Source organism: Streptomyces sp. NBC_00289 (genome assembly GCF_041435115.1).
GTDB lineage: Bacteria > Actinomycetota > Actinomycetes > Streptomycetales > Streptomycetaceae > Streptomyces.
The window spans coordinates 370,178-393,751 of sequence record NZ_CP108046.1 but is presented as its reverse complement, the minus strand read 5'-3'; the positions used below and the strand labels follow the sequence as shown (position 1 = coordinate 393,751).

Here is a 23,574-nt window from a genome sequence, read left to right as displayed (position 1 = left end):
GCCACCGATATGTCGCAAGGGGCGACGACACGCTTGGTCGTCGGCATGACAGGCGCCACCGGTGTTGCGATCGGTGTCAGGCTTCTGGAAGTCGCGAGGAAGCATCCGGGGCTTGAGACCCACCTGGTGATGACAAAGTGGGCGCGGGCCACACTTGCCATGGAGACCTGCTATTCGGTGCGCGAAGTCGCCGATATGGCAGACTTCTCATATTCTTCGGCGGATCAGGCGGCTCCCATCGCCAGCGGATCGTTTCCGGTGCAGGGCATGGTGGTAGTGCCGTGCAGCATGAAGACGCTCGCTGCTGTTCGCGCCGGATACGGCGGTGACCTGATTGCCCGTGCCGCAGACGTGACTTTGAAGGAGCGGCGCCGACTGGTATTGGTGGCGCGCGAGACTCCGCTGTCGGATATTCATCTTGAGAACATGTTGGCGCTTTCCAGGATGGGTGCGACAATCCTGCCGCCAATGCCAGCTTTCTACAATAGGCCGACAAGTATTTCTGACATGGTCGACCATATCGTGATGAGAGTGTTGGATCAGTTCGGCATCGAGTCCGAAATTGCCCCTCGGTGGAGCGGTGCCCCCCGCGAAGCGGACGGAGTGCGGTGACAGCGCCCCGTCCAGATGTCGTAGCGATCGCTGCGATGACTGTTCATGGAAGGTCCTGGGATGACTCGCCCGAATGACTTGCGGGAATACGTGGATGCACTCGCCGAATGTGGCGATGTGATCTGCGTCGACCGCCTGGTGGATCCGTGTCTCGAAATGGGTGCGATCATTCGCAGGAGCTATGAGACACGCTCGCCGGCTCCGCTGTTCACCCGTCTCACCGGCGTTGCTGCCGGGCATCGCGTACTCGGTGCTCCGGCCGCGCTCAGCTCCGATCCCCGGCGACCACTCGCCCGCGTCGCACTGTCCCTTGGACTGCCTGCGGAGGTGACCGGTCGTCAGATCGTCGAACACATAGCTGAGGCGCGGCGGCGACCAACAGTGCCCCCTGTTGAGGTGGCGACCGGTCCCTGCAAGGAGAACATCCGCGTCGGGCCGCGGGCCTCGCTGGAGGGATTCCCCGCTCCTCTGCTGCACCTCGGCGACGGCGGCAGGTACATCAACACTTGGGGAACCATCGTCGCGTGTACGCCCGACGGCACGTTCACGAACTGGTCCATCGCGCGGATCATGATGATCGACGAGAAGCGCCTGACCGGCCTGGTCGCCCCTGGCCAGCACCTGCACAAGGTTTGGCGTCAATGGGCCGAACTAGGCAGACCCATGCCTTATGCCTTGGTCCAGGGAGGGGACCCGGCGCTTCCCTTCGTCGCCGGCATGCCCCTGCCGGACGGAGTGGAGGAAGCTGGCTTCCTCGGTGCTCTGACGGGCAAGCCGGTGGAGGTCGTGCGCTGCGAGACGGTCGACCTGATGGTGCCCGCGAACGCCGAGATTGTGATTGAAGGGTATCTGTCGACCTCCCCGGACGCCGACGAAGGGCCGATGGGGGAGTTCACCGGCTATATCCCCCAACACGGCAGTAAACAGCCCTCGTACACCGTCGAGGCTGTCACTCACCGCCATGACCCGATCTGGCCTCACGTTGTGGAGGGTCAGCCGGTGGACGAGTTTCATACCGCCTCTGGGATCTCGTTGGCCGCAGAGATTCTCTCGCACCTGCGTGCGGCGGGACTGCCAGTGAGCACCGTCTGGGCGCCCTTCGAGAGCGCCACCCACTGGACGGCCATCACCGTGTCAGGAACCTGGCGGGAGCAGTTGCCTGGTCTGACATCGGGCGAACTGGTGGAACGAATTAAAGATGCCCTTGCCACCTGCCGCGCTTACGTGCTGTTGACCCGGACCTTCGTCCTCGACGACGACATCGATCCGAGCAACATCAGCGAGCTGATATGGGCCCTGGCCACTCGCTGGCACCCCACCGAGGGTCATCACGTCCGGACCGGGCCCATCGTCCCATTGCTAGCATGCTATTCGCCAGCCGAGCAGGCGTCCGCCAGCGGCCCGAAGGGCGTCTATGACTGCCTCCTGCCAGAACCCGGCCAAGGACGACTGGTCAGAAGTTCCTTCCAGCACGGGTACCCGGCCGACCTTCAGCAGGAGGTGGTCAGGACATGGACCCCCTGACCACAGAAGCCGGGGACGCCGCCACCCAACCACGAACAGCCGATGCACCCGGGATGACGACCCCGCTGCCTCCCGCGCACCCGGAACAACGGCAATCGGCATGGGTGGACGACCTACTGCTGGCCGGGCCATCCCGCCAGCCCTGCCTGCAACTCGATCGAGTCGTGGACCGGGCCGACCTGCGCCGCATCGTTCAGGAATGCCAGCGCCGGCTGGAGAAGGCCGGGCTAACCTCTGGCGGAACAGTCGCGCTGCGACTCCCGCCGTCGCTGTGCTATGTCGGCCACCTGCTCGCCTCATGGAGGATCGGTGCACAGGTCACCGTTCTCGACCACAGGCTGACCGAGCATGAGGCCGCCGAGGCGGTGAAGCGGATCGATCCTCAGGTCGTCGTCTCCCCCAAGACCGAGGTCACGACCATGTTGCGGGGCTACGTCGAGGTCACGGCCCGCTATGCGCTGAGGGCTGGGACCCCGGCACGCACTGCTCACGCGCTGCTCCAACTGAGCTCAGGATCGACCGGAAACCCGAAGATCATCGGACGTGGCGTGCACGATCTGCTCAGGGAGATCGACCGGTACCGGCAGACGGACGGCATGCCCGGTCGGGGTGAGCGGGTAGTACAGCTAAGTTCTATCGCCCATTCCTTCGGACTGGTGGGCGGGCTCCTGCACAGCTTGCACGCGGGAGTGCTGATGACACTGCCCAAACAGTTCAGCGCCGCCTCAATATTGGACGCGGTGACTTCTCGAACTGAGTCGGCCACCCTGCTCGGGGTGCCCTTCCACTACGGCCTGCTCACCACGCGCACCCCAAAGGCCGGGGCTCCACAGCTGGCCCGGGCAGTTAGCGGCGGTGAGAAGATCCGCCCAGAGGTCGCGGAGCAGTTCACCGAGCAATACGGCATTCCGCTGGGCGAATGCTACGGAATGACCGAGACCGGCTTCATCGCGTTGGACTTCTTCGGCCGACACCGGCCGGCCCTCGGCCCTGTCGCCCCCGGTGTCGCTGTGCGGGTGGAAAAGGGGGAGTTGCTGGTCCGCGCTCCGGAGAACCCCTATCTCAGCACGACGGACGCCAGCCGCTGGACGGACGGCTGGCTGCGTACTCGGGACGCCGCCGCCCTCGACGCCGACACAGAGGTGTTGACCGTCACAGGACGACTGGACTCGCAGGTCTCCGTAGGCGGTTTGAAGGTCGACCTGACCGAGGTGGAACAGGTCCTGGCCGCCCTTCCGGGAGTCCACGAGGCCGTCGTCGTCTTCGCCGGACACATCGTGGCGTATCTGACGGTGGCGCCCGGCACCGGCGCCGCGCACCTCCGCAGTGAGATGCGGTCTCGCCTAGCCGCTTTCAAACGCCCACGGCGCCTGCATCTGCTGTCCAGTCTCCCGCGTACCTCGACCGGGAAGCTGGTTCGCGATCTTGCGGTGCTCAGGGCCGCCGCCGCGGACAACCCTTCCTCGCCGTAGCCGTTCGCCCACCCCGCCCCGGTCCTCAGTCCTCCGCCCTGCTCCCGCCCCTGATCGGCCGGGCGGGGGCTGCGCCACGAGCTCACCAGCCCTCAGCGGCCCGGGAACCCACGCCCATCGCCCGCCTGTCGAACAGTCCTGACGAACCATCCCATAGGAGATCACCCATCATGAGCGTGCTGACGAGTAAGTTCCTTCTCGATGCCCTGCAGTCCCTCAACTACGACGTCGACGGTGTCAGCGACGAGACTCCGCTGGGCCCCGACGGTCTGGACCTGGAGTCTCTCACTCTCGCCGAAGTCCTGATGCTCATCGAGGAGCAGTTCGGCGTCCACGTGGACGAGGACGAGACCGAGCGGCTGGCGGGTTTGACCGTGGGGGAGTTCGTGAGCGCCCTGACGGCCCGTTCCGTGCCCGAGCCGACGTCGGCATGATGTCCCGTCACCAAAGTTTCGAGGAAACACCTGCGCCGGTACGGGAGCAGCGGCGCCGGACAGCAACGCCCCAGATGCCGGTCGCGGTCACGGGCATGGCTGTACTGTCGGGCTTCGGACGCGGCACAGCCCCGCTTCTTCGGGGCGTCTCGATAGGCGCCCCCGCCTTCCGGTCGGTGCGCCGCTTCGCCGTCGGCTCCGGTAGTCGCACCGACCTCGGAGCGGTCCACCACGACGCCCGTAGCCTGCCCGAGGAGTTGACCTCCTCCGTCACCGAGGCCTGCGCGATGGCAGGTCTGACGAAGGCGGAGCGGGCGGCGACACCGCTGTTCCTGGCAATCCAGGCAGACCGTGAGGTAGCCCGTCAGTCGGCCGTCGACTTCCGGGTGCACGGCGCCCGTGCCTCGGCCGTCGAGGTGGCTGCCAGATGCGGGCTGTACCCGAGGCGCGTCTACACCAACGCCTGCACGGCTGCCAGTACCGCACTGGCCGAGGCCGCTTCGATGATCGCGTCCGGTAGTACCGAGTGTGCCGTCGTTGCGAGCGGCTACCTTGTGGATGCCGAACGGTTCGCGCTTTTCTCGGCCGGCGGCGCCCTGAGCGACGATCAGCATGTCCGACCGTTCAGCAGCGGCCGACGGGGCCTGCTGCTCGGCGACGCCGTCGGCGCGGTGGTCCTGGAGAAGGCGGGACGGGCCGGCGGACGGGCACAGGCAGCCCTGATGAGCTGGGCACTGTCCGGTGACGCTCACCACGTCTGCCGGCCGCACCCCGCCGGCGCGGGCCTGGCTCGCGCGATCACCAGCGCGCTCGACCGTGCCGGTCTCGATCCCCAGGCCATCGACTACGTCAACGCGCACGGCACCGGCACGACCCACAACGACGCAGCCGAAAGCGCCGCCCTGCACCGGGCACTGGGCAGCCATTCGGCGCACGTCGCCGTCAGTTCCAGCAAATCCGTGCACGGACACGCATTGGAGGCCTCGGGCATGCTCGAACTCATCACGACGGTGCTTGCGTTGCAGTCCGGGCAGCTTCCAGTCAACGCCGGATACCTGGGAGCGGACGAGCAGTGCGGGCTCAATCTGGTGCTGAGCCAGTCTCAGGCAGCATCGGACATCCGCTACGCGCTGAGTCTCAACGCGGCCTTTGGGGGCGCCAATACCGCACTGGTGGTGGGACGCGCATGACGGACAGAGAGTTTTGTGTGGATGCGGCCGACCAGGCCGCTGCCGCAGCGGGTCTGACCGTTGTAGCCCGCGGGCAAGCGCCGGTGCCCGACGAGCCCCTCCCTGGTCTGCGTGGCTTCACAGGGTCCAGTTTCAGCGCGGTGGCGGCCGCTGCCGCCACCGCATGCCTGACCGGACGGGCGCCCGACGAGCCGTCAGGCGGGACCCGTACCGCGGTCCTCCTGGTCAGCGTGCTCGGTGATGTCTCTACCGCACAGGCGGTCGCCTCGGCGGTGGATCGGGGTGAGCGTATCTCGCCTCAGTTGTTCTTCATGTCCGTCCCGAATTCCGTGATCGGGCATATCTCCGCCCGATGGGGCCTGACCGGGCCGGTGATCTGCACCAGCCCGATCGGCCAACCGCTCGCTGAAGGAATGCAGCTGGCCGCCCAGCTGGTGAAGGACGGCGAATCGGACCACTCACTGTTGATCTTGATTGACCCGGTCAATGGCACCGGCGAGCCGTACGAGGCGGCCGCCTTCCTACTGACCGCACCGAACTCCGGCACTTCCACCGACGACATCACAGACAAGACGACATCACCATGAATGGCACGACCCGCGGAACACTGGCCCGCGACCCTCTCCTGGGGGCAGGCAACGTCATTGAACGCCTTTTGGCTCACGGAGTTCCTCCGGAGGATCCCGCACTCACCTTCGACACCTCCGCCGACAGCCACTCCGAGGGGACACATGAACTGTCTCTCGGCGAGCTGGACCGCCTGGTCGCCGTACGGGCCGCCTGGCTGCACGGGCACGGCATACGACCCAGGGACGTCATCGTCGTGTGCTCCCGGCGCGCTGTCGACTACGTTCTGACTTACTTCGCCGCCAACCGCATCGGTGCCATTCCCGCCTTCGTCAATTACCTCCTCGACGAGGAGACCCGCACGGCCTACGTGCGCGGTCTCGGGCCGTCACTCGTCTTGGTCGAGCGGGACCAGCTGGCCTCCTGGGCTCAGCACGACATCGGGACCCCGTCGCTGCGCGCTCTGGAGGAATGTGCGGACGGCGACCCCACCCGCACTATCGCACCGTACTGCCACCACGCGGACGATCCCGTCGCCATCACACACTCCTCCGGAACAACCGGCATGCCGAAGGCTGTGATCTCCACCCACAGCAGCCTGTTCGCCGGCCTGCGCCACTGGCTGACGCTGCCTCGGGCGCAGGGCAGTGAGCGGATGCTCAGCGCACTGCCGATGCACAACTCGATGATTGCGGCCGTGCTCTCCGCGCTGTGCAACCGTTCGGCGTTCCTTCAGTTGTCAACGCAGGACGGCACGTCAGTGCTGGAGGCGATCGAGGCGTGGCAGCCGCACGGTGTCTACGGCTTCCCAAAAACCTGGGTGGACCTGCTCAGCCTGAACCCGTCCCCCTCCCGGCTGCGTTCGGTACGCGCCTGGTGGAACACCGGCGACAGCGCCCACGAACCCCACATCCGCGCCCTAGTAGCCTTCGGGCAGCGCCAGCAAGCCACCGCCCACGGGCGCCACACTGTTGAGGGATCGCTGTTCATCGACGGATTCGGCTCATCCGAGATGGGGCATTCACAATTCTCCATCACCCATCACCAGGACACCGACCACTACAACCGGTGCATCGGACGCCCGCACGCATTCACCGAGGTCCGCGTTCTCGACCCCGAGGGGAACCCACTTCCGGACGGCAGCGTAGGCCAACTCGCGATCTGTTCGCCCACCTTGTCCCCCGGTTACTGGAACGACTCCGCCAAGACCTATCAGGCCCGGAGTGACGGGTTCTTCCTCACCGGCGATCTCGGCTACCGCGACAGCGGCGGCTACTACTACCACGTCGACCGTGTGGCTGATGCGCTCGACCGGGCGGACGGCACTCGTATCTATACGACCGTCATCGAGGAACAGATCCTCGCCGCCTGCCCTGCAGTACTGGACTGCAGCGCAGTCGTCTCGCACGCCGACGGTGAGTACCACACCGAGATCCTGCTGAGACTGCAGCCCTCCGCCTACAGCGACATCGAGCTGGACTACGAGACCCACATCCTGGGTGTACTCGATCCTTCGGCAGCCCGCACGGTGCGCCAAGTGAGCGTCGTCCCCCCGGACAAGATCCCCGTCGGAACGACCGGGAAGGTCCGCAAATTCACCCTCCGCGCCTGAGGCATCACTGGCCCACGCCTCCCTGCGCGCCAAGTCCGTCACCCGCCCGTCCCCTGCCCCCTGACATGCCCAGAGAATGAAAATGACAGACACTCACCCCGCTTCCCCCGTCGGCGACGACATTCCCTACCTGCAGTTTTGGTGGCTTCACGATGCCCGTTGGTACCAAGGGGTCCTCAAGCGGTACGGCCCCGATGCCGCCAACGAGATCAACGAAGAGGCCGCACGCTTCATGGCCCGCCGCGTGGGCCGATGGTGCGCCCGGCGCTACGGAATCCGGCTCGACGATCGCCCGCTGGAAGAGTTCCTGCCCCGCTTCGCCCTGATTCAGCAGATCATGTTCCCCGACGACCGCCATATGCGCATCCAGCACACTTTGCTGAGCGACAGCGAATGGGAAACGGCCATCACGGACATCTTCCCCAAGCGGATGCTGCGCGCAGCCGGAACCACCGACGGCTACCGGTGCCCGTGCATGGCCATGCGCTCGGGATGGTTCGAGGCAGTGGGGGTCAGCGGGCAGGACGAGCGTCTGGAGTGCGAGCTGGAAGGCGGGCAGGCGTGCCGGTTCCGCATGAAGGTGACCCGCCCCGGCGTGAACGACGACGGCACTGACGGCGCGGCAGGTGCCGACCGATGAGCATGGGAGTCCAGCCGCGGCTGGCCGCTTCGGACACGCTTGGCGAAGTTGCCTCTGTCCTGGGCGACGCGGCAGACGGTATCTCCGGTAGCCCCGCAAGGGTCGACTTGTGGTGCGATCCTGTGTGCCCCTGGGCTTGGACGACCGCGCAGTGGCTGCTGGAGGTACGGCGATACCGGCCACTCGCCCTCAGATTTCGGGTGATGAGCCTTGTCCTCCTCAACGAGGGGCGTACTGACGTGGACGCCCGCTACCGCCTTCTCGCCCGGCACGGATGGGGGCCGGCCCGCCTATGTATCGCCGCTGAACAGGACTTCGGGCCGCAGTCGCTGGCCCGCCTCTATCCGGCGCTGGCACGGCGGTTCCACGACAAACCTGTACGCCGCGGGCCCTCCGCACTGCGCGATGCCCTGACAGAGGCACAGCTGCCCCCGCACCTGGTGCAGACCGCCACCTCGACCGTCCACGACGAAGCCCTGCGTGTCAGCCACGAGCAGGCGGTGGCCGCCTTCGGCGCCCAGGCGGGAACCCCGTTGCTCAGTCTGCACCAGGAAGGCCGAACCGCAACCACATTCTTCGGACCGGTGCTCGACACAGTGCCGCTCGGAGCCGACGCGGTCCGACTATGGGACGGATTGTTCGCTTTGATGCTGACCAGCGGTTTCAGAGAACTCAAGCGCCATCGTGGCGCGGAGCCTGCCCGCAACTGACCGCATGAGCCGCACCGCGACGGTGGTCCTTCGAGCGTTGTACAGCCGATCCCCAGTCGGTCCCCAGCCGTACCTGATGACTGCCTTGCCGCGCTCCGTCCCATCCATCCCTCATGAGAGTCAGGGAAGTGCTGAGCCTTCCTCCCCTAGAGATCCTCACCGCGCAACAACAACCGTGCTGGCCTGATCCCGCACAGGTGGAGGACGTCAGAGCCACCCTCCGCAGCCTGGCGCCCTTGATAACCGTCGCAGAACTCAACACGCTGAGATCCCGACTGGAGCTGGTTGAGAGCGGTCGGTCCCTGGTGCTGCAGGGCGGCGACTGCGCCGAGCTGTTCCAGGAGGCCGGAGTCGAGACTGTCAACCGCAAACTGGATCTGCTCCGTCGTCTGTCGGATGCCTGCCGTTCGGGCACAGGGATGCCCGTGGTGACGATCGGTCGGTTGGCCGGCCAGTACGCCAAGCCACGGTCGCAGGCGGAGGAGCGACTTCCGGACGGTCGCAGCGTCCCCAGCTATCGGGGAGACGCTGTCAATGGCGCTGCTGCCGACCCGGCCGCCCGGCAGCACGATCCCCGACGTCTGCTGATCGCCTACGCCAGGGCGAGACATGTCCTGAAGCACGTCGGCGCCACCTGGCGGGAATGGCCGCCTGAGGAGCACGTTTTCGTCTCCCACGAATTGCTACTCAAAGACTACGAGCTTCCCTTGGTGCGCGGATGGGACGAGACCCATTATGCCAGCTCGGGCCACTTCGGCTGGATCGGGGATCGGACCCGGGCTCTGGATGAATGGCATGTTTCCTTCGCGGAGAACATCTGCAATCCCGTCGGCGTCAAGATCGGTCCCACGGCTGCCCCTGCAGACGTGGCCCGACTGGTGGCACGGCTCAACCCCCTTGCAGAACCCGGGAGACTTACCCTGATCGTCCGCATGGGCGCTGCTGCCGTCGAATACGCCCTTTCTCCCATCGTCGCCGCCGTGGCGCGGCAAGGGATTCCGGTCACCTGGCTGTGCGACCCCATGCACGGCAACACCGTCACCACAACCCGAGGCCAAAAGACCCGGTTAATGCCCGCGATGATGCAGGAGGTGACTTCGTTCGTCGCTGTCCTGCGCGGGGCCGGCCAATGGGCCGGGGGGCTGCACATCGAGGTCACTCCCGATCACGTCGTCGAATGCGCGTGGCACCCAGACGACCTCAGCTCACCGCAGGCGGCCCGCTACACCAGCGCCTGCGACCCCCGCTTGAATACCGATCAGGCCGACGCCCTCGTACGGCACTTCCTCGCCGTGACGTAGCCGCGTCCCGCGCGCCTCCCTTAATGAGCTGTCACAGCGCCTCGCATCGCTCCCCCCCGGGTCTCGAAAGGACAAAAAATGAGTCATCGTCAAGACAATGTGTGCATTGTCGGGATGGGACCACGAGGCTTGGGTGTCCTGCTGCGCCTGCACGCGAACCTTTGCATCCATCCACCCGACTCGCCTGTCGCGGTCCATGTGGTGGACCCCTACCCCCCAGGTTCCGGTCGGATCTGGCGGTCCGACCAGCCCGACTGCCTCCTCATGAACACCGTGGCCTCCCAGATCACGGTGTTTCCGGATGAGACCGTCGTCATGCAAGGCCCCCTCGTGACCGGCCCGAGCCTGTGGGAATGGGCTCAGGAGGTGGCCTCCGCGCCCGAAGACTTCGGTGTCGACAGCGCCTGCAGCCAGGAGGCACATAGACTCACCGGCGATACCTACCCCAGCCGCCGGTTCTACGGCACATATCTGGGCTGGGTTTTCCGCAAGACGGTCGCCGCGGCGTCGCCGTACATGCACGTCGTCGTGCATCGCTCTAGAGCGGTCCGGCTCGACGACTCTGCTGTACCCGGGACCACCGGTGAGCGCTTCCGCGACACCCCCCGGCAACGGGTGCCGTTGGAGAACGGAACTGTCCTGAATGACCTGAGCACAGTCGTACTGACACAGGGGCACCTGCCCGTAAGACCTGACTTCCGCGAACGCGAACGGGAACGCTTCGCCCGACGGCATGGCTTGATCTACGTTCCACCTGGTAGTCCCGCCGATGCCGACCTCTCAATGATCGCCCCGGGCCAGCCGGTGGCGCTGGTCGGACTCGGGCTGTGCTTCTTCGATTACCTGGCGCTGCTAACCGACGGACGGGGCGGGGAGTTTGTCCGACGTAACGGTCGACTGGTCTACCATCCGTCCGGGCGTGAACCGGTGATGGTGGCCGGGTCCCGGCGCGGGATCCCGTATCACGCCCGCGCCGTCAACGAGAAAGGGCCGCACGGTCGGCACGAGCCACTAGTCCTGACAGCCACGTTCGCCGAGTGGTTGCGCAGCGCGCGTACCGGTGCGGCGGGGCTGAACTTCAGACGCGAGATCTGGCCATTGATCGCCAAGGAAGTCGAAACCGTCTACTACGCGCGGATCGTCGAACAGCAAGCGTCCGCGGAAACCATGGTCCTCTTCCGGCGCCGCTACCTGACTGAGCCATGGGGCAGCAAGGGCGAGGCTGCCCTGCGCAGGGAATTCGGTATTCCGCAGGGGCGAACCTGGGACTGGCGGACTCTCGCTGCCCCCTACCGCGACCGGACCTTCACGGGTCCCGCCGACTTCCGGCACTGGCTGCTGGAACACCTGACGCAGGACATCGCACTGGCATCATTGGGTAACGTCAGCGGGCCGACCAAGGCGGCCCTGGATGTCCTGCGGGACCTGCGGAACGAGGTCCGCCTCACCGTCGACCACGCGGGTCTGGCCGCATGTTCACATCGTGAGGACCTTGACCGCTGGTTCACACCGCTGAACGCCTTCTTGTCCATAGGACCGCCCATCCAGCGTATCGAAGAGGTGGAAGCACTTGTCCGGGCGGGACTTCTAGAAGTGGTCGGACCAGATGCACAGGTGGACTGCTCGGACCAGCAGGGCACGTTCACACTCCGGTCGCCGTCCGTGCCAGGCTCGCTCCATACCGCCACGGCACTGATCGAAGCCCGCTTGCCGGCACCGGACCTGCGGCGCACCGCAGATCCGCTGCTGACCCACCTGCTGAACACGGGCCAGTGCGCCTCCTACGAGATCCGCGACCCCGAAGGCAGCGCCTACGACACGGGTGGCCTGCAGGTGTCGGCCAGGTCCTATCGGGTCGTACTGCCCAACGGCGGCGAGCATCCTCGCCGGCTCGCCTTCGGCGTTCCCACCGAGGGCATCCACTGGGGCACCGCCGCTGGCGCCCGACCTGGTGTGAACTCGGTGACCTTGGCCGACGCCGACGCAGTCGCCCGCGCCGTCCTCGACCGCATCAAGCAGGATCGAGCGGCGCTTGCCCGCCCTGAAGAGGGCTACGCCCCGAGGAGCAGTCTCATGCCGCAGTCACCTCAACTCGCCACCCCTACCATCAGCGAGGCCACCACATCGTGAATGCTCAGACGCAGGCACCTGATGCCTGCTCCTGCCCGCACGGGCAACAGGTCACAAACCTGCACGACACTGGACTGCTGACGCCCGTCCGGGTCGGGGCGCCCATCGAGGACGTGGTCTCGGACCGCGCGTGGCTGCAGGCCATGCTGGAGACCGAAGCCGCCCTCGCCCGTGCTCAGGCGCGGCTCGGTACGGTGCCGGCTTTCGCAGCCGAGGCAATCTCCGCGACCGTCCGAGCCCACACGTTCGATCTTCGCGGCCTTGCCCGCAGAGCCCGAGCTGCCGCGAATCCGGTGGTTCCGCTTGTCGAGGAGCTGGCGGCGGCCGTCCGGGACCGGGATCCAGACGCAGCACGCTTCGTCCACCTGGGCTCCACCAGCCAGGACATCCTGGACACCGCCGCCATGCTCGTGGCGGTGCGCGGCATCACACTGATCGTCCAGCACCTGGACCAGGCGGCCGAAGCGCTGGCAGCGCTCGCTTCCCGCCATCGGGAAGACGCCATGGCGGGACGGACTCTGACCCAGCACGCCACCCCGACCACCTTCGGTCTGAAGGCCGCAGGGTGGCTCATGGGGCTCCTCGATGCCCGGGACCGACTGGAGGAACTGCTCGGCACCCGTCTTCCAGTGCAGCTCGGGGGCGCGGCGGGCACCATGGCCGCGTACCTGCAAGCCCACGATGTCCCCCCGCCCCAGGCCAGTACGTACACCACGGAACTGACCCGGGCCTTCGCAACCGAACTCGGCCTCGCCGAGCCGGTCCTGCCCTGGCACACCCGGCGCAGCCCGATGGCGGACCTGGCCCATGGATTGAACGTCACCGTAGGAGCCCTCGGCAAGATCGCGCTTGACGTCCTCAGCCTGGCCCGCACCGAAGTAGCCGAGATCGCCGAGCCTGCCGGACACGGAAACGGTGCCTCCTCGGCGATGCCGCAAAAACAGAACCCCGCGCTGGCCACCCTCATCAGAACAGCCGCCCTGCAAGTCCCGCCGCTCACTTTGACGCTGGTGCAGAGCATGGCCTCGGAAGACGAACGCCCCGCCGGCGCGTGGCACGCCGAGTGGATGCCGCTGCGCGAGAGCCTGCGCCTGGTCGGCGGCGCCGCCAGCACCGCAGCCGACCTCTGCAGCGGCATGATGGTCGACGCCGCCCGGATGCGCGCCAACCTAGCATCCACCGGCGCACTGATCGTCTCCGAGAGGCTCTCCGCAGTCCTCGGCCGCCGGCTTCCCGGCCGGTCGGCCAAGTCGGTTGTCGCACAAGCCTGCCGGGATGCTCAGGCCAGCGGGCGGCCACTGCCGGCCGTCCTTCTGGAGATACCCGGGATCAGCGATGTCCTCTCGGCCGGGGAGATCGACGACCTGCTCGATCCGGCGCAGTACCTGGGAGCAGCAAAGCACTTCGTCGACCGCGCGCTCGAGCACTACAGCTCCCGCGCACACGTCGCCCGGGAATGAGGACGCGGCACCGAGCGGCCTGATCAAACCATGTCGGCTCTGACGCGGCCACTGCCGTTCCGCGGTCCGCCGCCGGCAGCCCGTCAGAAGCAGTCCAGCGGCGGTTCGAACATCGACCGAAACATCTTTCCACCAGCTTTTACTGAGGAGAACCAGAGTCATGCCCGCACACGCCCCCTCCACCAACACCGAGCTGCTTGAGGCGACACGGACCGTCATCGCCGGAGGCAGCAGCAGCAACATGCGCAACCTCGGCATCCAGGACCCCCTCGTCATCGATCGGGCCCAGGGCGCGCGTATCTGGGACATCGAGGGCAACGAACTCATCGATGTGAATATGGGATATGGCCCTCACCTCTTCGGCTTTGCCGACCCCGACGTCGTCGAGCCGGTCGCCGAGCGGCTGCGGCTTGGAGCGATGACCGGAATCATCCACCGGCTCGATCACCAGGCGGGAGAACTCATCTCCGCGCTGATCCCCTCGATCGAACAGGTCCGCTTCGCCAACTCCGGCACCGAGGCGATCACCTCCGCACTCCGCCTGGCCCGCTTCACCACCGGCCGGAACCTCATCGTGACCTTCGAGGGCCACTACCACGGCTGGAGCGAAACCGTCCTGCGCGACCCGATCACCACCGATTCCGAAGGAGAGCGGGACGGACTGCGCGGTGCTCCGGGAATGATCCCCGAGGCACTGCATCACACCGTCCAACTCCCCTGGAACGACGTCGATGCCCTCACCGCGGTCTTCACCGAACACGGGTCCGACATCGCCGCTGTGATCTGCGAGCCCATCTGCGCCAACGCGGGCCTGGTGCACCCGCTGCCCGGGTTCCTCGAGCGACTGGCGGACCTCACGGCCGAACACGGCGCGCTCCTGATCTTCGATGAGGTGATCACCGGGTTCCGTGTCTCACGGGGTGGGGCCCAGGAGCTGCTCGGTGTTCGCCCCGACCTCACGATCGTGTCCAAGGTCCTCGGGGGCGGATTCCCGGTGGCCGCCTTCGGCGGCAGCCGTCGCCTGATGCGGCCACTCGCCTCGAACCAGGCGTTCCACGGCGGCGTCTACAGTGGCAATCACGCGGCCATGCAGGCCGTGGTCAGCATGCTGCAGAAGATCCAGGGACACGACTCCGCCTACGACGACCTCGAACGATCCTGCGCCTTCCTGGAGAAGAGTCTGCGCTCCGTCTTCGCAGAGGCAGGCTACGGCGTGCGGATCGCCCGAGCCGGATCGGTCATGTCCGTAGCCCTCCTGAACAGCCCTCAGCAAGGCCTGGAAGCCTACGACGCGGCGATGAACGCAATCGATTTCCCCACCCACCGGCGGTTCCAGCTTCACTGCCAGCGTCTGGGACTGTACTTCCACCCCAACCCCCTCGAGCCGTGGTTCCTCAGCACCGCGCACAGCGACGCGGACCTGGACCGGATCGTGGACGTCATCGTCCGGAGCCTGCGTGCCCTCTCCACCAGGTGACACCGCGGAGCCAAGCCCTGACGCGGGGACCCACTCAGCACGCTCGTCGGCACCAGTCAAACAGATCGTGGCTGGTGCCGACAGCCAGCAACAGCCATGCAGCGGCTGGCCGCCGCGCGGGGCTACGACAGGGCGGAGCCCTGCGCCGGACGTGGTGAGCGTAGTCGTCGCACCGGTGCGCGGCAACGAACGGGAAGCAGCCCGCGGACTGCTGCTGCGGGCAATCGCAAGATCCATGAACATCCCGGTCGCGGGCCTCCGGATCGATCACGCGCCAGGCGGGCAGCCGATCCTGCGGGGGAGTGAGCACGTCCATGTGAGCATCAGCCACGGACAGGGAGTGGTCGCGGTGGCGTTCAGCCGGACCTGTCCCGTCGGAGTCGATGTGGAGATGATCAGACCCCTGCCCGCTCTGGCGCTGGCCCGCAGGTACTTCGACCGCCGCGAGGCGGAGTGGCTGCACGGACTGTCCGCGCATGAGCGACCCGCTGCGTTTCTCTGGCTCTGGAGCAGCAAGGAAGCCCTCGGCAAGGCAGAGGGGAACGGGCTGCGGGGCGGCGGGGTAGGCCGCCGCATCCCCACACCTGGGACCTGGCCACCCCCTCTCGCCGGGCCGCAGCTGAGGGTCTTGCCCTGGGAGCCGACGCTGATGCTGGCGGATCCGCTGGTGACCCCGGGGCATGTCGTGGCCACCGCGGTACGAGCGCAGGCCGGCTGCGGGATTCGCGTCCGCATGAAAGTCGCCGACTGAGGAGCAGTGTCAGCCACGGCATGGATGTCTGGGGATCTACTTGGCACGTCAGCTTCACAAATAGCTAGTTCACCGCGGGCGACCCTGTTCAAGGACTGATGGCGCTCCCCTGATCCGTCACACTCGACCAACCCTCATCCATTCATCTATTTCACTCAGATTGAAGGTTCCTCATCATGTCCAAGGTTCTCCTTGTCCTAGGTCACCCCGACCTGTCTCGGTCGAAGGCCAATGCGGCGCTCGTGGACGCCGTCCGTGACTTGGCCCATGTCACCGTGCACGACCTCTACGCCGCCTACCCCGACTTCCAGATCGACGCCGATGCTGAGCGGACGCTCTTGGCCGAACACGAAGTGATCGTCTTCCAGCACCCGGTGTACTGGTACAACACCACTCCTTTGTTCAAGCAGTGGCAGGACAAGGTTTTCACTCTCGGCTGGGCCTTCACCATGGACGGCTCTACCTCGCAGCTGGCGGGCAAAAAGGCTGTTGTCGCCGTCACCGCCGGCGTCCCTGCCGAGCGCTACACCCCCGAAGGCATGAACAGGGCCACTCTCGAGACTTTCCTCAGCAGCTGGGAAGCGACCCTGAGGCTGTGCCAGTTTGACATCCAGCCGATGGTCAAGCTGTACGGCACTGTCTTCGGCCTCTCCGATGAGGGCCTAGCCACCGCCGCGACGCGGTATAGGGAACTCCTAGCCTCTTTCGCTGCGGCGGATTCAACCGGTCAGCGCAAAGAGTCCTGTGAGATGGCGTAGCCGCTGATCACAGGAGGAGCCGGATGCAAGGCAGGCGTGGTCATCTCAGCCGGGAGCAGAAGCGGCTGGCGCTCAGATTGCACGCGCAGGGGTGGCGGCTGGTTGATATCGCCCGTGAGATCGGCTGCAGTGCGCCGATGGTTGGGATCATGACTCGTACCGGACGCCTGACGGCGGCCGTGGCAAGCTCCCCATAGGCGGCCATTTACCGCCCCACTGATGGCCACGGGTTTCCCCGCGTACGGCCAGTTTTCTCCCCGCTCGCCCCGAGTAGCCCCGCTCGGCGACGCTGGAGCGGGTGAAGAACAGCAGGGAGATCATGGAGATCCTTGAGGCATACGACCTCACAGGCAGTTACCGTGCCGCGGCCGAGCTGGCCGGGTGCGACCACCACACGGTGGCCCACTATGTGAAGATGCGGGCCGTCGGTCAGCATGAACCGCGCTGGGTTTCGTAGAGACTTCAGTTCTTGGCTGGGTCCCCGGTCGTGGGGTGGTGTTCAGCGTAGTAGTTGTCCTCGTGCTCGGCGGGTGGGATATCTCCGATCTTGGTGTGGAGGCGGCGGTTGTTGTACCAGTCGACCCACTCAGCGGTCGCGAACTCGACGTCCGTGAGGGTCCGCCACGGACCGGCCCGCTCGATGAGCTCGGTCTTGTAGAGGCCGATCATGGACTCCATCAGGGCGTTGTCATACACATCACCGACGGTGCCGATGGACGCGTCCAGACCTGCTGCCATCAGGTGGGCGGTGAAGGTGAACGCCGTGTATTGGGCGAGTTCAACGCACGGGCCTTGACCCTTGATCTTGGACACACGAGACACTGGATCCTGAGGATCTGAGAACGGACATCTCGTGGTCATGAAGAACTATCCGCCGCAGTTCAAGGCGGACGCCGTCGCGCTGTACCAGTCGCGGCCCGAGGCGACGATCCGGCAGGTCGCTGCCGATCTGGGGATCAATCCCGAGACGCTGCGCAACTGGGTCCGGGCAGCCGGTGCGAGCCGGCCGCGGGGACGACGGGCAGAGGCGCCGACCGAGCCGCCGACCCCGTTGGAGGCGGAGAACGCTGCTCTGCGCAAGAAGGTCCGCGAGCTGGAGGAGGAACGCGAGATCCTGCGCAAGGCGGCGAAGTATTTCGCCGGGGAGACGCGCTGGTGAACCGCTTCCAGTTCGTTGCCGACCACCACCGCCGCTACGGCGTGAAGCGGCTGTGCACCATCCTGGGCATCGCCCGCTCCAGCTTCTACTACTGGCGTGCGACGGCCGCGGACCGGGCCGCCCGGCAGATGGCCGACGCCCGACTCGCCGCCCGGATACGGGCCGTGCACCGCGACTCGGACGGCACCTACGGCGTCCCGCGGATCACCGCCGAACTCCGCGAGACGGGCGAGCGCATCAACCACAAGCGAATCGCGCGCGTGATGCGGAGCATCGGCCTGGCAGGCGTGCGCTTGCGCCGCAGGCACCGCACCACTGTTACGGATCCGGCCGCGGCGAAGGCCCCGGACCTGATCGGCCGCGACTTCACCGCGACCGATCCGAACACCAAGTACGTCGGCGACATCACGTATCTCCCGCTGGACGGCGGGAAGTTTCCGGGTCAAGGCCCGAGCTTCTTCTGGTTGTCTTTGACGATCACGATGTAGTGGGCTTCGTGGCCGAGGAGGTAGTCGGCGTGCTCGCGTTGGTGTGCATGGCGTCGCTGGTGACGACCACCCCGGCCAGGTCTGTGATGGTCTCCAGCAACGGCTGGAAGCAGGTGATCTCGTTCGTCTTCTCAGCGACGTCCAGCTGGGTCAGGACCAGGCCGGTGGTGTGGTCCAGGGCTGCGAGCAGGTGGATCCTGTGGCCGTTGGCCCTGGCCGCTCCGCGAAGGCTTTTGCCGTCGACCGCCAAGCCGCTCGGCCGGCCCTGGGTTTGGTTGCGGCGGTCGGACAGCCAGCGGCCGACCGCCGGGTCCAATGCGTCGCCGTCGATCCGGGCCAGCAGTCGTCGGACTGTCGTTTCCGCAGGCAGGGCCCGTTTGGGGAGAAGGGGGTCGAGTCGCACGCCGACGTGTTCCAGCACGTGGGGCGGAGCGTCGGTGATCCATTCGCCGACCGCCAGCAGCGACGTCGCCCCCGCCAGTACCGCGCAGGCGGCCAGGGCAAGGACGCCGACCAGACAGTGGCGCACTCCACGGGGATCACGCGGATCGGGCACCTGGGCGAGGCGGCCCAGCAGTCCGGGCACTTCTTCCGGCGCGAGTCCTGGATGCTCGCGGAGTTGGTCAAGGGCAGGCGGGATCAGCGATGATGCTTCGGCAGGCACGGTCTTCCAGGCAGGTCACGGGGCGTCGAGAACTCCATGATCTTGGAAGCCGTGCCTGTTCCGCTCTCCCTGACCGATCAACCAGGCGAACCGTCATGAACCAGACACCCGACGACTACACCGAAGCCCTGGGAGCTGCCGAACAATAACTCCTCGGTATTCATGGGCTGGATGCGGTGGTGTCGGAGGGGACGAAGGCAGAACTGGTGGATGTGTTCGGGCTGTTGCTGCCACATCTCGATGAGCGGCAGCAGCGTCTGACGCTGGGTGCGGCGGCGGCCCGTGTTCTGGGCCATGGAGGGATTCGCAGGGTGGCCCAGGCGGCCGGGGTGGCTGAGTCCACGGTGTCGCGCGGGAAGCGGGAGCTGGAGGACAAGGAGGAGTCTGCGGGTCGGGTCCGGGCGCCGGGCGCGGGGCGGAGGTCCTTGCGGGAGGTGGATCCGGGGCTGGTGCCCGCGTTGCTGGCGCTGGTCGAGCCGGACCAGCGGGGCGACCCGGAATCTCCGCTGCTGTGGACGGTGAAGTCCACCCGGAATCTGGCGGCCGAGCTGACTCGGCAGGGGCGCCGGGTCGGCTCGGACACGGTGGGCCTCACTGCTGAAGGCGGAGGGGTTCTCCCTGCAGGGCACCTCGAGGACCACCGGGGGAGCCCGGCACCCGGACAGGACGCCCAGTTCCGTTACATCAACGATCAGGTCACGGCATACCTCGCCGACGGGCAGCCGGTCATCAGCGTGGACGCCAAGAAGAAGGAGACGCTGGGCAGCTACGCGGTCATCGGACGCGAATGGCACCGCGCCGGGCAGCCGGTGCAGGTCCGCGCGCATGATTTTCCCGAGAAGGGCGCCCAGAAGGCGGTGCCCTACGGAATCTACGACATCGGCGCGGACGCCGGCTGGGTGTCGGTGGGCTGCGACGGGGACACCTCCGCCTTCGCCGTGGCCACCTTGCGCCGCTGGTGGAACGGTGAGGGGCGACGCCGCTACCCGCACGCTTCCCGCCTGTTGGTCACCGCCGACGCCGGAGGCTCCAACGGCTACCGTGTGCGCGCCTGGAAGAAGGAACTCGCGGACTTCGCCTATGAGACGGGCGTTGATGTGACGGTCTGTCACTTTCTGCCGGGAACTTCGAAGTGGAACAAAATAGAGCACCGGCTGTTCTCGCAGATCAGCATCAACTGGCGCGGCAGGCCCCTGACCAGCCACGAAGTCGTCGTCAGCACCATCGGAGCGACCACCACACGCAACGGACTGTCGTCCACGCCGACTTCGACCCTGGCACTTACCCCACCGGGGGCACCGTCCCTGACAGTGTCATGGACCGCCTGCCCCTCACGCCGCACGACTGGCACGGCACGTGGAACTACACCCTGCGCCCCGAACCCCTCGCCCCTGAACCACCCCCGCCCGGTGCCGAGTTCGGGCGTTTCCCGGCCGGTGACAAGCTGCCTGCCTGGCTGCGGCACCCCAGCCTCACCGGACTCGAGCCCGCCGCCTTCGACGAGCTCACCGCCCGCTACCAAGCTGGTGCACCGAGCACCCGCCGATCTTTCTGCCCGGAAGCGCCCCGCCGGCGGCCCCGGCGCCGGCGGCAGACGGCTCTCCGTCGCCGACCAGCTGATCGTCTTCCTCCTCAAGAAGCGCTGGTCCATGGACCAGGCACCGCTCGCCGAGGCAACCGGCCTGCCCAAGAGCAGGATCGGCGCGACCCTCCGGGAGACCACCCCCGTTCTCGCCGCGCTCGGGCACACCGTCTCGACCGGCGCCCTCACCATGACCACGGCCCAACAGCTCGCCGAGATCGCCGGGCACGACCTCACACCCCCGTGATCCTCACCAAGATCGAGGAGTTATTGTGTGGCAGCTCCCAGGGGCAGTAACCCGAGTTGAGCACTCGATACTCAGTGTCAAGGCACCGGTTCTAGCGTCCTGTAGAGATAGACCTACTGACCTTGAATGCGTGATGTCGTCATGGTGGCTGGCGCCGGAGGCCGGTGCCGGTGAGGCAGCCGTCGAGGACGTCGTGGCGGTACTGGAGCTGGCGTAGGCCGCGTCGGACGGCAGTGATCAGGTCGTCGGGGTTGGCGAAGGCGCGGTTGGCTGTGGTCGTGCGTCGCAGGACGGACCAGATGCCCTCGACCGGGTTGAGGTCGGGTGCGTAGGGCGGGAGTTGGAAGACCGTGAGCCAGTCGCGGTCGGCGATGTAGCGGCGCATGCCGGCGGTGAGGTGGGTGTTGAGGTTGTCCCAGACCAGCACGATCGGGCCGCCAAGCTGCTGGTGGGCGGTCTGGATCAGGTCGCGGTAGTCCTTCCAGGAGAAGCTTTTGCGCCCATCGGGCCGGGCGTCTGGGCAGGGCCGGTAGATCAGCCGCGAGGGTTCGCCGGTCTTGTAGCAGGCCACGGCGGCCACCGATAAGCGGCGGCGGGAGCGGCCCCGGACGCGGACCACAGGGGTGTGGCCGCGGTGGGACCAGGTGCGGATGATCGGCGGCGTCATCGAGAATCCGGCTTCGTCCTCGAAGACGAGCCAGGCGTCGAGCGCCGCCACGGTCCTTCCACCTGGGGCCAGGTCTCCTTCACCCAGCCGGCCACCACGTTCTCGTCCCGCTCGATCGCCCGCCGGGCGGGAACCTGGCAGCTCCAACCGTGCCGCTTGAGCAGGGCGGCGACCCCTTGCACGGTGTAGCTCTTGTGGAAGCGGCGCCCGATCAGCGTCCTGATCCGCGACAGGGTCCAGGTCTGGTCCGGCCACCCGTGTGCCACCGGCCCCTTGGCCAGCTCACGCTCCAGCACGGCGAACAGTTCGTCATTGAGAAGCGGCAGCGATGCCGGGCCCCTGGAGGCCAGGGCCCGGGGCCCGTTCTGCGACCAGGCTCTGCGCCACCGCTGTACCGACCGGACGCTGACCCGCAGGTCGTGAGCGATGACCGGGTTCTCGTCGCCCTGCCTGAACCGCTCGGCCGCCTCCATCCTCAACTTCTCGCGGAAGGCCCGCCGTTCGTCGGTCAGTCCGCCCCCTTGCGCATACCTCATGCGGTCGGCATACCGCAGGGATCAAGAGGCGTCAGCCGCTACGACACCACCCTTTGAAGGTCAGTAACTCTATCGTTGAGCTTCGGCAGAAACTGAACTCTACCTGAGGAATTTCGTGAAAAAGGCTGTCACAGCTTGGATAGCGACTGCAGGGGTAGCCCTATTGGCGTCCGTTGCATTCCCCGCCTATCATTCGATGAGCGAGCATTCGGATCGCTCATCTGAGTTCTCCGGCCGAATTGGGCCCGCCGGTGCCGGACTGGCCATCTCAATAGAAGACGAAAAGGCGGTCGCCTATTTCTGCGACGGAAAGAAAGAGGAATCTTGGCTCAAGGGGTCAGTTGCGCCGAGCGGAGAGATCACCCTAAAGGGAATAGATGGCAGCCACTTGACTGCGAAGAAGTCTCAGGGCCACACCGTCGGAAAACTCGAGTTGAATGGCAGAAAAGCCCAATCTTTTGATCTGGCGGCATCGAAAGCTTCGGACATCATGTTCCGTGCGGCCAGCCGGTCAGATGCCCGAACTATCAGTGTCGGGTGGTTGATCCTGAACGATGGCACTCAACTCGGTGTTTTGGATCGCGCTGGAAGAAGAAGTCCTGCGCCAGCCCTTCCCCCTGCCCGTAGGCAAATAGCAGTAGAAGGCACAGAACTGCATATCGAAAGAGTTACCCCGCGCCGCCCACCGAGCCCTCCTAAAACTGCGGCTCCTGCACCCTCCCGCGGTGGGAGCACATCCACCACGAGCCCTCCTAAAACTGCGGCTCCTGCACCCTCCCGCGGTGGGAGCACATCCACCACGAGCCCTCCTAAAACTGCGGCTCCTGCACCCTCCCGCGGTGGGAGCACATCCACCACGAGCCCTCCTAAAACTGCGGCTCCTGCACCCTCCCGCGGTGGGAGCACATCCACCACGAGCCCTCCTAAAACTGCGGCTCCTGCACCCTCCCGCGGTGGGAGCACATCCACCACGAGCCCTCCTAAAACTGCGGCTCCTGCACCCTCCCGCGGTGGGAGCACATCCACCACGAGCCCTCCTAAAACTGCGGCTCCTGCACCCTCCCGCGGTGGGAGCACATCCACCACGAGCCCTCCTAAAACTGCGGCTCCTGCACCCTCCCGCGGTGGGAGCACATCCACCACGAGCCCTCCTAAAACTGCGGCTCCTGCACCCTCCCGCGGTGGGAGCACATCCACCACGAGCCCTCCTAAAACTGCGGCTCCTGCACCCTCCCGCGGCGGGAGCACATCCACCACGAGCCCTCCTAAAACTGCGGCTCCTGCACCCTCCCGCGGTGGGAGCACATCCACCACGAGCCCTCCTAAAACTGCGGCTCCTGCACCCTCCCGCGGCGGGAGCACATCCACCACGGAGTTTTTTCAACGAATCTCATTTCCATGAGGGTTATTCACAAGCCCACGGGGAGGCTTCCACCCCTTGGTCAACAGCAACGACCCCGCTCGGTAACCTGACGAGTTCTCACACAAGACAGGTGTTGCCGGGGCGGGGTCGTTGGGTTGGCAGGTTACAACCGGGTTGGATGCGGAGCAATTGACCGAGCTCTGGCTCGGGTGCATACGGCGCTTGGCGGC

Annotated in this window: 21 protein-coding genes and 3 pseudogenes; 19 read left to right on the top strand and 5 right to left on the bottom strand. The window is 66.4% G+C overall.

Going from position 1 to position 23,574, the window contains the following annotated elements:
• The first annotated feature begins 9 nt into the window (after window positions 1-9).
• The 17 genes and pseudogenes from OG985_RS02080 to OG985_RS02000 all read left to right on the top strand — a co-directional run bounded on the left by OG985_RS02080 (window position 10) and on the right by OG985_RS02000 (window position 17,095).
• The gene (locus OG985_RS02080) at window positions 10-612 is read left to right on the top strand and encodes a UbiX family flavin prenyltransferase (protein WP_371674225.1); all 603 of its coding nucleotides are present in this window, start codon (window positions 10-12) and stop codon (window positions 610-612) included.
• 90 nt (window positions 613-702) lie between these two features.
• Entirely contained in the window at window positions 703-2,136 is a 1,434-nt protein-coding gene (locus OG985_RS02075) for a UbiD family decarboxylase (RefSeq protein ID WP_371666592.1), read from the top strand.
• 164 nt (window positions 2,137-2,300) lie between these two features.
• Complete coding sequence (locus OG985_RS02070) at window positions 2,301-3,608, top strand: class I adenylate-forming enzyme family protein (protein WP_371666591.1); 1,308 nt, start codon at window positions 2,301-2,303, stop codon at window positions 3,606-3,608.
• Between the two features lie 170 nt (window positions 3,609-3,778).
• Entirely contained in the window at window positions 3,779-4,042 is a 264-nt protein-coding gene (locus OG985_RS02065) for an acyl carrier protein (RefSeq protein ID WP_371666590.1), read from the top strand.
• 74 nt (window positions 4,043-4,116) lie between these two features.
• Window positions 4,117-5,232, top strand: coding sequence for a beta-ketoacyl synthase N-terminal-like domain-containing protein (locus tag OG985_RS02060; protein WP_371666589.1), 1,116 nt, complete (start codon window positions 4,117-4,119; stop codon window positions 5,230-5,232).
• Complete coding sequence (locus OG985_RS02055) at window positions 5,229-5,819, top strand: hypothetical protein (RefSeq protein WP_371666588.1); 591 nt, start codon at window positions 5,229-5,231, stop codon at window positions 5,817-5,819. Before OG985_RS02060 ends, OG985_RS02055 begins: the two co-directional genes overlap by 4 nt.
• Window positions 5,816-7,411, top strand: a complete 1,596-nt coding sequence (locus OG985_RS02050) for a class I adenylate-forming enzyme family protein (RefSeq protein ID WP_371666587.1) — start codon at window positions 5,816-5,818, stop codon at window positions 7,409-7,411. The genes OG985_RS02055 and OG985_RS02050 overlap by 4 nt, the downstream gene beginning before the upstream one ends.
• Before the next feature lie 76 nt (window positions 7,412-7,487).
• Window positions 7,488-8,051, top strand: coding sequence for a hypothetical protein (locus tag OG985_RS02045; RefSeq protein ID WP_371666586.1), 564 nt, complete (start codon window positions 7,488-7,490; stop codon window positions 8,049-8,051).
• Window positions 8,048-8,761 (top strand): disulfide bond formation protein DsbA, encoded by a 714-nt coding sequence (locus tag OG985_RS02040; RefSeq protein WP_371666585.1) that lies wholly within the window; start codon window positions 8,048-8,050, stop codon window positions 8,759-8,761. Before OG985_RS02045 ends, OG985_RS02040 begins: the two co-directional genes overlap by 4 nt.
• A gap of 128 nt (window positions 8,762-8,889) precedes the next feature.
• Window positions 8,890-10,062: a 3-deoxy-7-phosphoheptulonate synthase gene (locus tag OG985_RS02035; protein WP_371666584.1), complete on the top strand. Its 1,173-nt coding sequence runs from the start codon at window positions 8,890-8,892 to the stop codon at window positions 10,060-10,062.
• Window positions 10,063-10,140: 78 nt separating this feature from the next.
• Window positions 10,141-12,192: an FAD/NAD(P)-binding protein gene (locus tag OG985_RS02030; protein ID WP_371666583.1), complete on the top strand. Its 2,052-nt coding sequence runs from the start codon at window positions 10,141-10,143 to the stop codon at window positions 12,190-12,192.
• Entirely contained in the window at window positions 12,189-13,652 is a 1,464-nt protein-coding gene (gene pcaB, locus OG985_RS02025) for a 3-carboxy-cis,cis-muconate cycloisomerase (RefSeq protein ID WP_371666582.1), read from the top strand. The genes OG985_RS02030 and pcaB overlap by 4 nt, the downstream gene beginning before the upstream one ends.
• Window positions 13,653-13,812: 160 nt before the next feature.
• Window positions 13,813-15,129, top strand: coding sequence for an aspartate aminotransferase family protein (locus OG985_RS02020; protein WP_371666581.1), 1,317 nt, complete (start codon window positions 13,813-13,815; stop codon window positions 15,127-15,129).
• Between the two features lie 154 nt (window positions 15,130-15,283).
• The gene (locus OG985_RS02015; protein ID WP_371666580.1) at window positions 15,284-15,880 is read left to right on the top strand and encodes a 4'-phosphopantetheinyl transferase superfamily protein; all 597 of its coding nucleotides are present in this window, start codon (window positions 15,284-15,286) and stop codon (window positions 15,878-15,880) included.
• A gap of 176 nt (window positions 15,881-16,056) precedes the next feature.
• Entirely contained in the window at window positions 16,057-16,638 is a 582-nt protein-coding gene (locus OG985_RS02010; protein ID WP_371666579.1) for an NAD(P)H-dependent oxidoreductase, read from the top strand.
• Window positions 16,639-16,661: 23 nt separating this feature from the next.
• A pseudogene (locus OG985_RS02005) lies at window positions 16,662-16,805 on the top strand (IS30 family transposase); the annotation flags it as partial.
• Between the two features lie 131 nt (window positions 16,806-16,936).
• Complete coding sequence (locus OG985_RS02000; RefSeq protein WP_371674710.1) at window positions 16,937-17,095, top strand: hypothetical protein; 159 nt, start codon at window positions 16,937-16,939, stop codon at window positions 17,093-17,095.
• Window positions 17,096-17,100: 5 nt separating this feature from the next.
• Here OG985_RS02000 and OG985_RS01995 read toward each other — a convergent pair.
• Window positions 17,101-17,379, bottom strand: a pseudogene (locus OG985_RS01995) (integrase core domain-containing protein); the annotation flags it as partial.
• A gap of 112 nt (window positions 17,380-17,491) precedes the next feature.
• On the opposite strand from OG985_RS01995, the pseudogene OG985_RS01990 reads away from it, so the two are divergent.
• A pseudogene (locus tag OG985_RS01990) lies at window positions 17,492-18,234 on the top strand (IS3 family transposase); the annotation flags it as partial.
• 40 nt (window positions 18,235-18,274) lie between these two features.
• Here the strand turns inward: OG985_RS01990 and OG985_RS01985 are convergent.
• Together OG985_RS01985 and OG985_RS01980 are read right to left on the bottom strand one after the other, a co-directional pair.
• Window positions 18,275-18,871 carry an ISAs1 family transposase gene (locus OG985_RS01985; RefSeq protein ID WP_371666578.1) on the bottom strand — a complete coding sequence of 199 codons (597 nt, stop codon included), beginning with the start codon at window positions 18,869-18,871 and terminating at the stop codon, window positions 18,275-18,277.
• A gap of 155 nt (window positions 18,872-19,026) precedes the next feature.
• Window positions 19,027-19,245 carry a hypothetical protein gene (locus OG985_RS01980; protein ID WP_371674709.1) on the bottom strand — a complete coding sequence of 73 codons (219 nt, stop codon included), beginning with the start codon at window positions 19,243-19,245 and terminating at the stop codon, window positions 19,027-19,029.
• Between OG985_RS01980 and OG985_RS01975 the strand changes: the two genes are divergently transcribed.
• Window positions 19,156-20,778: an ISAzo13 family transposase gene (locus OG985_RS01975; RefSeq protein ID WP_371674224.1), complete on the top strand. Its 1,623-nt coding sequence runs from the start codon at window positions 19,156-19,158 to the stop codon at window positions 20,776-20,778. The genes OG985_RS01980 and OG985_RS01975 overlap by 90 nt on opposite strands.
• 139 nt (window positions 20,779-20,917) lie before the next feature.
• Here OG985_RS01975 and OG985_RS01970 read toward each other — a convergent pair whose 3' ends face one another.
• Both OG985_RS01970 and OG985_RS01965 read right to left on the bottom strand, forming a co-directional pair.
• A complete protein-coding gene (locus OG985_RS01970; RefSeq protein ID WP_371674223.1) occupies window positions 20,918-21,445 on the bottom strand; it encodes a transposase in 528 nt (175 codons plus the stop codon).
• Complete coding sequence (locus OG985_RS01965; protein WP_371666577.1) at window positions 21,442-21,981, bottom strand: winged helix-turn-helix domain-containing protein; 540 nt, start codon at window positions 21,979-21,981, stop codon at window positions 21,442-21,444. The genes OG985_RS01970 and OG985_RS01965 overlap by 4 nt, the downstream gene beginning before the upstream one ends.
• Window positions 21,982-23,574 lie beyond the last annotated feature (1,593 nt).

Bases quoted from the DNA above. Each gene is read 5' to 3' on its own strand.
- OG985_RS02080 (WP_371674225.1), top strand. From the start codon at position 10: ATGTCGCAAGGGGCGACGACACGCTTGGTCGTCGGCATGACAGGCGCC.
- OG985_RS02065 (WP_371666590.1), top strand. From the start codon at position 3,779: ATGAGCGTGCTGACGAGTAAGTTCCTTCTCGATGCCCTGCAGTCCCTC.
- OG985_RS02060 (WP_371666589.1), top strand. From the start codon at position 4,117: ATGCCGGTCGCGGTCACGGGCATGGCTGTACTGTCGGGCTTCGGACGC.
- OG985_RS02055 (WP_371666588.1), top strand. From the start codon at position 5,229: ATGACGGACAGAGAGTTTTGTGTGGATGCGGCCGACCAGGCCGCTGCC.
- OG985_RS02050 (WP_371666587.1), top strand. From the start codon at position 5,816: ATGAATGGCACGACCCGCGGAACACTGGCCCGCGACCCTCTCCTGGGG.
- OG985_RS02045 (WP_371666586.1), top strand. From the start codon at position 7,488: ATGAAAATGACAGACACTCACCCCGCTTCCCCCGTCGGCGACGACATT.
- OG985_RS02040 (WP_371666585.1), top strand. From the start codon at position 8,048: ATGAGCATGGGAGTCCAGCCGCGGCTGGCCGCTTCGGACACGCTTGGC.
- OG985_RS02030 (WP_371666583.1), top strand. From the start codon at position 10,141: ATGAGTCATCGTCAAGACAATGTGTGCATTGTCGGGATGGGACCACGA.
- OG985_RS02020 (WP_371666581.1), top strand. From the start codon at position 13,813: ATGCCCGCACACGCCCCCTCCACCAACACCGAGCTGCTTGAGGCGACA.
- OG985_RS02010 (WP_371666579.1), top strand. From the start codon at position 16,057: ATGTCCAAGGTTCTCCTTGTCCTAGGTCACCCCGACCTGTCTCGGTCG.
- OG985_RS01980 (WP_371674709.1), bottom strand. From the start codon at position 19,245: ATGGCCCAGAACACGGGCCGCCGCCGCACCCAGCGTCAGACGCTGCTG.
- OG985_RS01970 (WP_371674223.1), bottom strand. From the start codon at position 21,445: ATGACGCCGCCGATCATCCGCACCTGGTCCCACCGCGGCCACACCCCT.
- OG985_RS01965 (WP_371666577.1), bottom strand. From the start codon at position 21,981: ATGAGGTATGCGCAAGGGGGCGGACTGACCGACGAACGGCGGGCCTTC.